Origin of the sequence: Vagococcus sp. WN89Y (assembly GCF_052220145.1) — a bacterium.
Classification (GTDB): Bacteria; Pseudomonadota; Gammaproteobacteria; order Enterobacterales; family Enterobacteriaceae; genus Kosakonia.
Genome location: NZ_JBQPOM010000014.1, coordinates 168779 through 181161, shown reverse-complemented (window position 1 = coordinate 181161; position 12383 = coordinate 168779). Strand labels below are relative to the sequence as shown.

Annotated in this window: 15 protein-coding genes; 13 read left to right on the top strand and 2 right to left on the bottom strand. The window is 53.3% G+C overall.

All coding sequences use genetic code 11. The features are described from left to right. Positions 1 to 49: 49 nt before the first annotated feature. On the bottom strand, positions 50 to 208 hold the full coding sequence (locus ACTU3N_RS04865) for a YqaE/Pmp3 family membrane protein (RefSeq protein WP_443085006.1): 159 nt from the start codon (positions 206 to 208) through the stop codon (positions 50 to 52). Between the two features lie 171 nt (positions 209 to 379). On the opposite strand from ACTU3N_RS04865, the gene ACTU3N_RS04860 reads away from it, so the two are divergent. Both ACTU3N_RS04860 and alaE read left to right on the top strand, forming a co-directional pair. After that, entirely contained in the window at positions 380 to 559 is a 180-nt protein-coding gene (locus ACTU3N_RS04860; protein ID WP_443085005.1) for a hypothetical protein, read from the top strand. A gap of 281 nt (positions 560 to 840) precedes the next feature. Further along, complete coding sequence (gene alaE / locus ACTU3N_RS04855) at positions 841 to 1290, top strand: L-alanine exporter AlaE (protein ID WP_443085004.1); 450 nt, start codon at positions 841 to 843, stop codon at positions 1288 to 1290. Positions 1291 to 1297: 7 nt separating this feature from the next. Here the strand turns inward: alaE and ACTU3N_RS04850 are convergent, their stop codons facing one another. Continuing rightward, positions 1298 to 1642, bottom strand: coding sequence for a DUF2002 family protein (locus ACTU3N_RS04850; RefSeq protein WP_443085003.1), 345 nt, complete (start codon positions 1640 to 1642; stop codon positions 1298 to 1300). A 150-nt stretch (positions 1643 to 1792) separates the two neighbouring features. Here ACTU3N_RS04850 and ACTU3N_RS04845 point away from each other — a divergent pair, with 150 nt between their 5' ends. The 11 genes from ACTU3N_RS04845 to ygaH all read left to right on the top strand — a co-directional run bounded on the left by ACTU3N_RS04845 (position 1793) and on the right by ygaH (position 12353). Next, entirely contained in the window at positions 1793 to 2119 is a 327-nt protein-coding gene (locus tag ACTU3N_RS04845; protein WP_443085002.1) for a DUF883 domain-containing protein, read from the top strand. A gap of 248 nt (positions 2120 to 2367) precedes the next feature. Next, positions 2368 to 2613: a glutaredoxin-like protein NrdH gene (nrdH, locus tag ACTU3N_RS04840; RefSeq protein WP_443085001.1), complete on the top strand. Its 246-nt coding sequence runs from the start codon at positions 2368 to 2370 to the stop codon at positions 2611 to 2613. Beyond that, a complete protein-coding gene (gene nrdI, locus ACTU3N_RS04835) occupies positions 2610 to 3020 on the top strand; it encodes a class Ib ribonucleoside-diphosphate reductase assembly flavoprotein NrdI (RefSeq protein WP_443085000.1) in 411 nt (136 codons plus the stop codon). The genes nrdH and nrdI overlap by 4 nt, the downstream gene beginning before the upstream one ends. Then, entirely contained in the window at positions 2993 to 5137 is a 2145-nt protein-coding gene (gene nrdE / locus ACTU3N_RS04830) for a class 1b ribonucleoside-diphosphate reductase subunit alpha (RefSeq protein WP_443084999.1), read from the top strand. The genes nrdI and nrdE overlap by 28 nt, the downstream gene beginning before the upstream one ends. A gap of 10 nt (positions 5138 to 5147) precedes the next feature. Further along, positions 5148 to 6110: a class 1b ribonucleoside-diphosphate reductase subunit beta gene (gene nrdF / locus ACTU3N_RS04825; protein ID WP_443084998.1), complete on the top strand. Its 963-nt coding sequence runs from the start codon at positions 5148 to 5150 to the stop codon at positions 6108 to 6110. Between the two features lie 387 nt (positions 6111 to 6497). Then, on the top strand, positions 6498 to 7700 hold the full coding sequence (gene proV, locus ACTU3N_RS04820; RefSeq protein WP_443084997.1) for a glycine betaine/L-proline ABC transporter ATP-binding protein ProV: 1203 nt from the start codon (positions 6498 to 6500) through the stop codon (positions 7698 to 7700). After that, positions 7693 to 8760, top strand: coding sequence for a glycine betaine/L-proline ABC transporter permease ProW (gene proW, locus ACTU3N_RS04815; RefSeq protein WP_443084996.1), 1068 nt, complete (start codon positions 7693 to 7695; stop codon positions 8758 to 8760). The genes proV and proW overlap by 8 nt, the downstream gene beginning before the upstream one ends. Before the next feature lie 65 nt (positions 8761 to 8825). Next, positions 8826 to 9821, top strand: a complete 996-nt coding sequence (proX, locus tag ACTU3N_RS04810) for a glycine betaine/L-proline ABC transporter substrate-binding protein ProX (protein WP_443084995.1) — start codon at positions 8826 to 8828, stop codon at positions 9819 to 9821. A 152-nt stretch (positions 9822 to 9973) separates the two neighbouring features. Further along, a complete protein-coding gene (locus ACTU3N_RS04805; protein WP_443084994.1) occupies positions 9974 to 11158 on the top strand; it encodes an MFS transporter in 1185 nt (394 codons plus the stop codon). 123 nt (positions 11159 to 11281) lie between these two features. Further along, entirely contained in the window at positions 11282 to 12028 is a 747-nt protein-coding gene (locus ACTU3N_RS04800; RefSeq protein ID WP_443084993.1) for an AzlC family ABC transporter permease, read from the top strand. Then, positions 12018 to 12353, top strand: coding sequence for an L-valine transporter subunit YgaH (ygaH, locus tag ACTU3N_RS04795; protein WP_443084992.1), 336 nt, complete (start codon positions 12018 to 12020; stop codon positions 12351 to 12353). The genes ACTU3N_RS04800 and ygaH overlap by 11 nt, the downstream gene beginning before the upstream one ends. Positions 12354 to 12383: the final 30 nt, after the last annotated feature.

Below are 12383 nucleotides of genomic sequence, written 5' to 3'. Positions count from 1 at the left end.
ACATTAATAAGAAGCCTCATCAGCAGCGCTGCGGGATCTGCCTGACGCTTTAGCGGTTGGTTTGTACCCAAAACGCGTGTATTACGCCCGGCAGGTATCCCAGCAGCGTCAGCAGAATGTTAATAATAAACGGCCAGCCGAAGCCCCTGCCCAGCAGTACGCCGAGCGGCGGGACAATAATCGTAATCAAAATACGCCAGAAACCCATAAAGCCTCCATAGCAACAAAAATTCCAGGTTGTTGAAAGAAAAATATTTTCTCTTTAATGATAGCGTCTGTGCGCACCGCTGCCAGCTGCATCTGCCGCTTTTACCCTCTTTTACTTTATGCCGCCGCAGACTATGGTTAGACACACGTTTAAGTAACAAAGGAGCAACGTATGTTTTCTGCTGGTGACATTGTGCAACCACGCGTCGGCGGGCCGAAATTAAAAGTGCTGGAAGTGCATGAGGATCAAATCGTAGCGGTACCGGCTCACGACGAACAAGCGGCCAAAATTACCCTGAAGGCGGACGACGTCTCACTGTATAAAGAAGACGGCGATTTCGGCGTTTGCTGACAGTTCGGCGGTGAGCGCTCGCTTGCCGCTTCTCCTTGACCACGCAAAACTAACTTATTGATTATTATCATATTTAACACTTCAGCGATTCAAAATAATGAAATGGGGTAAAAACTCTCTTTTACAGAGCACTTTATCCAACAAAATTAACAAAATAAAAATTTATCGCTAGTTGTGAGTTTTAAACCAGATAGATAATCTATGCACATAGAAACAGCCATTTTAAAACCCTGATTCCACCAGCCCATTATCCTTTTTAGCGCTTATTGAGGAGCAGTACCATGTTCTCTTCGCAGTCACGCCTGCGTCACGCCGCAGCAGACACCTTTGCTATGGTGGTCTATTGCTCGGTAGTGAACATGTTGATTGAAGTTTTTCTCTCAGGAATGAGCTTCGAGCAGTCCCTTTCTTCACGCCTGGTGGCGATCCCGGTGAACATTATTATTGCCTGGCCCTATGGATTGTACCGCGATGCGGTCATGCGCCTGGCCCGTCGCGTGAGTCCGGCGGGCTGGATGAAAAACCTGGCAGATGTGGTGGCCTATGTGACCTTCCAGTCACCGGTCTATGTCGCCATTTTATGGTCGGTTGGCGCAGACTGGCACCAGATCGTTGCGGCGGTCAGCTCCAATATCGTGGTGTCAATGTTGATGGGTGCAGCATACGGCTACTTCCTTGATTACTGCCGTCGCCTGTTCCGGGTCAGCCGTTATCATCAGGCCAAAGCCTGATGTTCTTTTAATGCGACTCGCCAAACAACCCGCTGATAAACCTTTCCAGCGCGATGCGTGAGCTAAAACCGTGCGGAATGCCGTAATGTTCCTGCGTGTCGCCCGCCAGGTAGAGCGGAAAATGCTCGTAGTGATTGCACATTTTAATGTCCGAAGCGGGGTCCGCAAGCGTTGAACTGCGTTCCTTAAGCGTGGGGTGAATCACCAGCGCAGTACGCCCCATGCGCGCCTCGCGGTTCACATACACATAGTTTTCGCCGCGGCGATAACCATAAGCTTTCGGCGTCGCCACCTCCATCGTAAAGCCCACTTTTTCCAGAACACGTGCCACTTCATCGGGTCGTAAATACATATCAAATCCTCGTCAACGCTATAGCCCCGCAACCTTACATTACTCGGCATACCCGCTGCTTTCAGAAAATTCCATAAAGCCCGGCACGCCGTCTGGCATACAAAATTTGGTCTAAACTCATTGTTTATACCAATAAGGAGGGAGAAGCCTATGTTTAACAGACCCAATCGTAGCGATGTGGATGACGGTGTTCAGGATATCCAGAATGATGTCAGCCAGTTAGCCGATAGCCTGGAAGAAGTGCTGAAATCCTGGGGTAGTGATGCGAAAGGCGAAGCTGATGCCGCACGCCTGAAAGCAAAAGCGTTACTGAAAGAAACTCGTGCGCGCATGCATGGCCGCACCCGTGTGCAACAAGCCGCGCGCGATGCCGTTGGCTGTGCGGATACCTTTATCCGTGACAAACCCTGGTGCAGCGTCGGTGCTGCGGCCGCCGTCGGTATTTTCCTGGGCGCGCTGTTAAGCCTGCGCCGCTAAACCGTAAAATACACAGCCCCTGTCGGGATCCGCGCCCGGCAGGGGTTTTTCTTTGCCGTTTTGCCTGTGCTTTGCGCGATATCTGCCCTTACCCATTCTGCTTATTAGCCAGGCATTTCTTATGGCATTTTCCCATATATTGTGTGGTTGAAACTTTTTATATCTACATCTAGTATTCCTGTAAGCACCAAAACACAACTGACGCGACTCTTCGCGCCGTTCTTTCATTCTAAACGGAAATACGAATTATGCGCATTACCATTTACACTAAAAACGATTGTGTCCAGTGCCATGCCACCAAACGTGCTATGGAAAGTCGCGGCCTGGCGTTTGAAATGGTGAACGTTGACCATACGCCGCAAGCGGCAGATGCGCTGCGCGCGATGGGCTTTCGTCAGTTGCCGGTGGTTATCGCCGGAGAAGAAAAATGGTCCGGCTTTCGCCCGGATATGATCAACCGTTTACGCCCCACTGCGCGCGCGGTCAGCGCATGAGCACCCTCGTCTACTTCTCCAGCAGCTCAGAAAATACCCGGCGCTTTATCACGCGTCTTGGGCTGCCGGCAGTGCGCATACCGCTTAATGAGCGCGAACGCATCCAGGTAGACGAACCCTATATCCTGATCGTACCCAGTTATGGCGGCGGTGGAACGGCTGGCGCTGTGCCGCGCCAGGTAATCCGCTTTTTAAACGATCCGCATAACAGAGCGTTAATTCGCGGCGTGATTGCTGCGGGTAACCGTAATTTTGGCGACGCTTTTGGCCGCGCAGGCGATGTGGTCGCGCAAAAATGCGCCGTGCCGTATCTGTATCGCTTTGAGCTAATGGGTACTCACCAGGACATCGAAAACGTGCGTAAAGGAGTGAGCGAATTTTGGCAACGACAACCGCAGAGCGCGTAATGCAACAAGCGCCCGACTACCATGCATTGAACGCGATGCTCAACTTGTATGATAAAGACGGGCGCATACAGTTTGAGAAAGACCACCAGGCCGTGGACGCTTTTATGGCGCACCACGTTCGCCCAAACACCGTCACCTTTGCCAGCCAGGCAGCCCGGCTGGATTATCTGGTTGCGGAAGGTTATTACGATGAGAACGTGCTGGCGCGTTATGACCGGGCGTTTGTTATCTCGCTGATTGATAAAGCGCACGCGCGCGGTTTTCGCTTCCGGACATTCCTGGGCGCGTGGAAGTTTTACACCAGCTATACCCTCAAAACTTTCGATGGCAAGCGTTACCTGGAGCACTTCGAAGACCGCGCCTGCATGGTCGCGCTAACGCTTGCGCAGGGCGATGAAGCGCTGGCGTTGCAGCTTAGCGAAGAGATCCTCTCCGGGCGCTTTCAGCCAGCCACGCCCACCTTTCTTAACTGTGGCAAACAGCAGCGCGGTGAGCTGGTTTCCTGCTTCCTGTTGCGCATTGAAGACAATATGGAGTCCATTGGCCGCGCGGTAAACTCAGCGTTGCAACTCTCCAAACGCGGCGGCGGCGTGGCGTTTTTGCTCTCCAATCTGCGTGAAGCGGGCGCGCCGATTAAACGTATCGAAAATCAATCATCCGGCGTGATCCCGGTGATGAAGATGCTGGAAGATGCCTTTTCGTATGCCAATCAGCTCGGCGCACGCCAGGGCGCGGGCGCGGTGTATCTGCACGCTCATCACCCGGATATTTTGCGTTTTCTGGATACCAAGCGGGAAAACGCCGACGAAAAAATTCGTATCAAAACTCTGTCGCTCGGCGTAGTTATCCCGGATATTACTTTCCAACTGGCAAAAGAGAATGCCGGGATGGCGCTCTTCTCTCCGTACGATGTGGAGCGCCTGTACGGTAAGCCGTTTGGCGATGTAGCCATCAGCGAAATGTATGACCAGCTTGTCGCCGACCCGCGAGTGCGTAAAAGCTACATCAAGGCGCGGGATTTCTTCCAGACGCTGGCAGAAATTCAGTTTGAGTCCGGTTACCCGTACATCATGTTTGAAGACACGGTTAATCGCGCGAACCCAATTGCCGGGCGCATTAATATGAGTAACCTGTGCTCGGAAATTTTACAGGTTAACAGCGCCTCGACCTTTGATGAGAACCTGGATTACGCCACCACCGGGCACGATATCTCGTGCAATCTCGGCTCGCTCAATATTGCCCATACCATGGACTCCCCCAACTTTGGCCGCACGGTTGAAACCGCAATTCGCGGGCTGACTGCCGTGTCGGATATGAGCCATATCCGCTCCGTGCCGTCGGTCGAGACCGGCAACGCTGCCTCACACGCTATCGGGCTGGGTCAGATGAACCTGCACGGCTATCTGGCGCGGGAAGGTATCGCTTATGGCAGCGAAGAGGGGCTGGATTTTACCAACGTCTATTTCTATACCATCACCTGGCACGCGCTGCACACGTCGATGCTTATCGCTCGTGAGCGCGGGCAGACGTTTGCCGGTTTTCCGGCTTCACGCTACGCCAGCGGCGACTATTTTAACCAGTATCTGGAAGGCGACTGGCAACCCAAAACAGAACGTGTCCGTGCGCTATTTGAACGTGCCGGCATCACCCTTCCCACGCGCGAGATGTGGCTGCAATTGCGCGAAGCGGTGATGCGCTATGGCATCTATAACCAGAACCTGCAGGCGGTGCCGCCAACCGGGTCTATCTCTTATATCAATCATGCAACGTCAAGCATCCACCCGATAGTCTCGAAAATTGAAATTCGCAAGGAAGGCAAAACCGGGCGCGTTTACTACCCGGCGCCGTTTATGACCAACGACAATCTCGCACTGTACGAGGATGCCTACGACATTGGGCCAGAAAAAATTATCGATACTTATGCCGAGGCCACACGGCACGTGGATCAGGGGCTGTCGTTGACGCTGTTTTTCAAAGACACCGCCACCACCCGCGATATCAACAAAGCTCAAATTTACGCCTGGAAAAAAGGGATCAAAACCCTCTATTACATCCGCCTGCGCCAGCTTGCGCTCGAAGGCACCGAAATCCAGGGCTGCGTGTCCTGCGCGCTATAAGGAGAACAGGATGAATCAACTGTCACGCGTAAGCGCAGTGAACTGGAATAACATTCAGGACGATAAAGATCTTGAAGTATGGAACCGTCTGACCAGCAACTTCTGGCTACCGGAAAAAGTGCCGCTGTCGAATGATATCCCCGCCTGGCAGACGCTCAGCCCGGCGGAGCAACAGCTGACTATTCGTGTTTTTACCGGCCTGACGCTGCTCGATACCATCCAGAACACCGTTGGCGCACCGGCGCTGATGGGTGACGCACTCACGCCGCATGAAGAGGCGGTGTTATCAAATGTGAGCTTTATGGAGGCGGTGCATGCCCGCTCCTACAGCTCCATTTTTTCCACGCTTTGCCAGAGCAAAGATGTGGATGCGGCCTACTTATGGAGCGAAGAAAACAACGCGCTACAGCGCAAGGCGCAGCTGATTTTGCACCATTACCGCGCCGACGACCCGCTAAAGAAGAAAATCGCCAGCGTGTTTCTGGAGTCATTCCTCTTCTATTCAGGCTTCTGGCTGCCGATGTACTGGTCAAGCCGTGGCAAGCTGACCAACACGGCGGATTTGATTCGCCTGATTATTCGTGATGAAGCGGTACACGGTTACTATATTGGCTACAAGTATCAGAAAGGACTGGAAAAAGTGAGCGCTGAAAGGCGCGAAGAACTGAAAAGCTTCGCGCTGGACTTGCTGATGGATCTTTATGATAACGAGCTGATGTATACCGACTTTCTGTATGCAGGCAGCGGCTGGGCGGAGGATGTGAAGGCGTTTCTTTGCTATAACGCCAACAAAGCGTTGATGAACCTGGGATATGAGGCGCTTTTCCCGGCGGAAATGGCGGAAGTGAACCCGGCCATTCTGGCAGCGTTGTCTCCCAATGCTGACGAAAACCACGACTTTTTCTCCGGCTCCGGCTCGTCATACGTCATGGGCAAAGCTGTCGAAACCGAAGATGAAGACTGGGATTTTTAAATGTTGCCCCTCGCCGCCCAGGCGAGGGGGAAATATCGGTTAATTAATTAAATTTAAATTACCTTCTTACTAAAAAGGTTATTCTTCATTTCGTAATATTTTTTATTTTCTCTGCACATTATTCCTGCAGCCACTACACTGTAATTCTCTGGTCATTTTCGTCTGAATCCCCACAATTCAGATGCGATTTCGCGATGATGCGAAAAAATCATCACTCGCCGTTAGGCCTTATCTCATGGGAAATAGAGAGGATTGCGCGCGGGGAAAATACTAAAGGCGCGGAAATTGAGGGTTGTCTCAGATTCTAACTATGTTAGGGTATAGCCAGTCAATTATTCTCACTGGATATTCTATCGAAACTATAAATAACAGGAACACTCTTATTGCATGGCAATTAAATTAGAAGTGAAAAATCTGTATAAAGTATTTGGCGAGCACCCACAGCGGGCTTTCAAATATATTGAAAAAGGACTTTCAAAAGAACAAATACTGGAAAAGACGGGCCTATCGCTTGGCGTAAAAGACGCCAGTCTGGCCATTGAAGAAGGCGAGATATTTGTCATCATGGGATTATCCGGTTCGGGTAAATCCACAATGGTACGCCTTCTCAATCGCCTGATTGAACCCACCCGCGGGCAGGTGCTGATTGATGGCGTGGATATTGCCAAAATATCAGATGCTGAATTACGCGAGGTGCGCAGGAAAAAGATTGCGATGGTCTTTCAGTCATTTGCGTTAATGCCGCATATGACCGTGCTGGATAATACTGCGTTCGGTATGGAATTAGCCGGTACGCCCGCACAAACACGCCAGGAAAAAGCGCTGGATGCGCTACGTCAGGTGGGGCTGGAAAATTATGCGCACGCCTACCCGGATGAACTTTCTGGCGGTATGCGCCAGCGTGTTGGTCTGGCGCGCGCATTAGCCATCAACCCGGATATTTTATTAATGGATGAAGCCTTCTCGGCGCTCGACCCATTAATTCGTACCGAAATGCAGGATGAACTGGTGAAGCTGCAGGCGAAACACCAGCGCACGATTGTTTTTATTTCGCACGATTTGGATGAAGCCATGCGTATTGGCGACCGTATTGCCATTATGCAAAATGGTGAAGTGGTGCAGGTCGGCACGCCGGATGAAATATTGAATAATCCGGCCAATGATTATGTGCGCACCTTCTTCCGTGGCGTGGATATTAGCCAGGTGTTCAGCGCAAAAGATATTGCGCGACGTACCCCGGTTGGGCTAATTCGCAAAACGCCAGGCTTCGGCCCGCGATCTGCGCTCAAATTGTTGCAGGATGAAGACAGAGAATATGGCTATGTGATTGAACGCGGAAATAAATTTGTCGGCATTGTCTCCATCGACTCCCTGAAAGAAGCCTTAGGGCAAAATCTGGGTATTGATGCGGCGCTTCTTAACGATCCCCTTGCGGTGGACGCAGAAACGCCGCTCAGCGAGTTGCTCTCCCACGTCGGATACGCGCCCTGCGCCGTACCGGTCGTCGGGGAAGAACAACAGTATGTTGGCATCATCTCGAAACGGATGCTGCTGCAAGCTTTAGATCGCGAGGGGGTAAACAATGGCTGATCAAAATAATCCGTGGGATAGCGCACCGGCAACGGATAGCGCAGCACAATCTGCCGATGCATGGGGCGGCGGTCAGCCTGCCGCGCCCGCTGATGGCGGTAGCGCAGACTGGCTAACCAGTGCACCCGCACCGGCGCCTGAGCATTTTAATATTATGGATCCGTTCCATAAAACGCTGATCCCGCTCGACAGTTGGGTCACGCAAGGCATCGACTGGGTGGTGATGCATTTCCGCCCGGTATTTCAGGGCATCCGCGTGCCGGTGGATTATATCCTCAGCGCGTTCCAGCAGCTTTTGCTGGGTATGCCTGCGCCGGTCGCCATTATTGTGTTTTCGCTGATTGCCTGGCAGATGAGCAGTGCTGGCATGGGAATCGCTACGCTGGTTTCGCTGATTGCGATTGGTGCCATTGGCGCCTGGTCACAGGCAATGGTGACGCTGGCGCTGGTGCTGACCGCGCTGCTGTTCTGTGTGGTGATCGGCCTGCCGTTAGGTATCTGGCTGGCGCGCAGTCAGCGGGCAGCAAAAATTATCCGCCCCCTGCTGGATGCGATGCAGACAACGCCCGCGTTTGTGTATCTGGTACCGATCGTCATGCTGTTTGGTATCGGTAACGTGCCGGGTGTGGTGGTGACCATTATCTTCGCCCTGCCGCCGGTCGTTCGCCTGACCATCCTTGGGATTAACCAGGTCCCGGCAGATTTGATTGAAGCGTCGCGCTCATTTGGCGCCAGTCCGCGCCAGATGTTGTTTAAAGTACAGTTACCGCTGGCCATGCCGACCATTATGGCGGGAATTAACCAGACACTGATGCTTGCCCTCTCCATGGTAGTAATCGCCTCGATGATTGCCGTTGGTGGGCTTGGCCAGATGGTACTGCGCGGAATAGGCCGCCTCGATATGGGTCTTGCCACCGTCGGCGGCGTAGGGATTGTGATTCTCGCGATTATCCTCGACCGCCTGACGCAGGCTGTCGGTCGCGACGCCCGCAGCCGGGGCAATCGCCGCTGGTATCAAACCGGCCCGCTGGGTCTGCTGACCCGTCCATTCACTAAATAATCTGTTGCCCGGTAGCATCGCGCCGCCGGGCGCTACAGTGTCCCACCACACAATAAGGAACAACGATGCGACATAGCGTACTTTTCGCCACAGCGTTTGCCACCCTTGTCTCTACCTCTACCTGGGCTGCCGACCTGCCCGGCAAAGGCATCACCGTACAGCCTTTCCAGAGCACCATCTCAGAAGAAGCTTTCCAGACTCTGCTGGTTAGCCGCGCGCTGGAAAAGCTCGGTTACACCGTCAATAAACCGAGCGAAGTGGATTACAACGTAGGTTACACATCGCTTGCTGCGGGCGATGTGACCTTTACCGCCGTCAACTGGCAGCCGCTGCATGACGACATGTATGTCGCGGCGGGCGGTGATAAAAAATTCTACCGTGAAGGCGTTTTTGTCACCGGTGCAGCGCAGGGTTATCTGATCGATAAAAAAACTGCAGAAAAATATCACATCACCAATATCGAACAGCTAAAAGATCCGAAAATCGCCAAACTCTTTGATGGCAACGGCGACGGGAAAGCCGACCTGATGGGCTGCTCGCCGGGCTGGGGTTGTGAAGCGGTGATTAATCACCAGTACGAGGCTTATGGCCTGAAAGACACCGTGACCGTCAGCCACGGCAACTACTCAGCAATGATGGCCGACACCATCACCCGCTTTAAAGAGGGCAAACCGGTGCTCTATTACACCTGGACGCCGTACTGGGTGAGCGATGTAATGAAACCGGGCCGCGATGTCGTCTGGTTACAGGTGCCGTTCTCTTCCATGCCTGGCGAGCAGAAAGATATCGATACTAAATTGCCCAACGGTATGAACTATGGCTTCCCGGTAAACACCATGCATATTGTTGCCAATAAAGCATGGGCCGAGAAAAACCCGGCTGCGGCGAAGCTGTTTTCAGTGATGAAACTGCCGCTGGGGGATATCAACGCACAAAACGCGATGATGCATGCGGGCAAATCATCCGAAGCAGATATTCAAGGCCATGTGGATGGCTGGATCAAAGCGCACCAGCAGCAGTTTGACGGCTGGGTGAAAGAAGCGCTTGCCGCCCAGAAGTAACCTGCCCTCTCCTCTCACCCTGGCAGGGTGAGAGGAATTTTCCCTTCTTGCCCACCCTGCAGCGCCGATCGCACTTACCGACACGGAATTTTCCACATCTGTTGGCCTTGTTCGCTATGATGACTTCTTTTTAACAACCAGGCTTAACCTGCATGTCCAGCCCAAACCACTCTCTTAGCCCGGCGCTGATTGCGCTAATGTCGGTCGCCACTGGCCTTGCGGTTGCCAGTAACTACTATGCGCAACCCTTGCTTGATACTATCGCGCATGCGTTTTCCCTCACGCCAGGCCAGGCCGGTTTTATTGTCACCGCCGCCCAGCTTGGTTACGCCGCCGGGTTGCTGTTTCTGGTGCCGCTGGGGGATATGTTCGAACGGCGAGGACTTATTGTATCGATGACGCTACTTGCCGCAGGAGGTATGCTCATCACCGCCAGTAGCCAGTCGCCGGGACTGATGATTTTCGGCACCGCCCTCACCGGGTTGTTCTCCGTGGTTGCGCAGGTGCTGGTGCCGCTGGCCGCAACGCTTGCGTCCCCCGATAAACGCGGTAAAGTAGTGGGCACCATTATGAGTGGACTGTTGCTGGGAATTTTGCTGGCACGTACGGTCGCCGGGCTGCTCGCCGGTATTGGCGGCTGGCGCACCGTCTACTGGGTAGCTAGCGTATTGATGGTTTTGATGGCGCTGGCGCTGTGGCGCAGGTTGCCGAAAGTAAAATCAGAGACACATCTCAAATACCCTCAGTTGCTGGCTTCCGTGTTCCGCCTGTTTGCCAGTGATAAGCAACTTCGCACCCGCGCACTGCTCGGCTGCCTGAGTTTTGCTAACTTCAGCATCCTGTGGACATCGATGGCCTTTTTACTGGCCTCGCCGCCGTTTAACTTTTCCGATGCGGTGATAGGCCTCTTTGGCCTGGTCGGTGCCGCTGGCGCACTGGGCGCACGCCAGGCGGGTAGTCTGGCAGATAAAGGCAAGTCTCATCTCACAACGACCGGCGGTTTGCTATTATTGCTGCTCTCGTGGTTTGCCATCTGGTTTGGTCACAGCTCCGTATTAGCATTGGTGATCGGTATCATCGTACTCGACTTAACCGTGCAGGCGGTGCATATCACCAACCAGACGGTTATCTATCAGCTCAAACCGGATGCGCGTAACCACCTGACGGCTGGTTATATGACCAGCTACTTTATTGGCGGTGCAGCAGGATCGTTGATTTCAGCCTCAGCGTGGCAGCATGCGGGCTGGGCGGGCGTTTGTGCGGCAGGTAGCCTGCTGGCGTTGCTTAATCTGCTGGTATGGTGGCGAGGTTTTCACCGTCAGGAGCGCGCAATGTAAGCAAGTACCCACATTTGCCGCGCTAACAGGAAAACCGGGGTGTTAAGCAGACCGTTAGTCTGTTAAGGTTAAGGGACTTGTTTATCCCGGTTATATTAACGTTGGTGATATATAACAAACTTTATGGATAGCTCAGCGATAAAGGTAGGGGCCGACAGCACGTTAACGGCCACGCTCGCGGAAGGAATCAAAGACAGTCTTCCCATCGTATTAAGTTACGTCCCCGTGGCGTTTGCCTTCGGCATGAATGCCACGAAGCTTGGTTTTACGCCGCTTGAGAGCGTATTTTTCTCCTGCATTATCTACGCAGGCGCAAGCCAGTTTGTTATCACCACGCTTTTAGCCGCTGGCAGTGCCCTGTGGGTCGCGGCGCTTACCGTTATGGCGATGGACGTGCGCCACGTGCTCTATGGCCCGTCGCTGCGTAGCCGTATTTTACACCCGCTAAAAAACCCAAAAACCGCACTCTGGGCCTTTGGCCTGACCGATGAAGTGTTTGCCGCTGCGACGGCCAAACTGGTGCGTGATAATCGCCGCTGGAGCGAAAACTGGATGCTCGGCATCGCTTTTTGCTCGTGGCTTTCCTGGGTGGCAGGCACCGTGCTGGGCGCATTTTCCGGCTACGGTCTGCTGGAGGGTTATCCAACTGTCGAGTCAGCACTTGGCTTTATGCTACCCGCGCTATTTATGAGTTTTCTTCTGGCGTCGTTCCAGCGCCGCCAGTCATTAAGCGTGACCGCCGCCCTGCTGGGCGCACTGGCGGGCGTCACGCTGTTTTCTATTCCTGCGGCGATCCTTGCAGGTATTGTTGCCGGTTGCCTGACGGCGCTGGTGCAGGCGTTTTATCAGGGAGCGCCTGATGAGTCATGACGTTCTGTTTCTTGGGATATTGGTTGGCTGCGTTAATTTCCTGTTTCGCTACCTTCCGTTGCGCATTCGTGTCGGGCAGTCGCGCCCGGGCAAGCACGGCGCAACCGGCGTGCTGCTGGATACCATCGGCATTGCTTCTATCTGCGCGTTATTAGTGGTTTCTTGCGTACCGGAAATCATTCATGACAGCCGTCGCTTGCTGCCCACGCTTATCGGCTTTGCGGTGCTGGGCCTGAGCTTCTGGAAAACGCGCAGCATTATTTTTCCCACGTTACTGAGTGCGCTCGCCTACGGGATCGCCTGGAAACTGCTGGCAGATGCATAGATAAAGTAAATTTATTATAAGAATGAATAC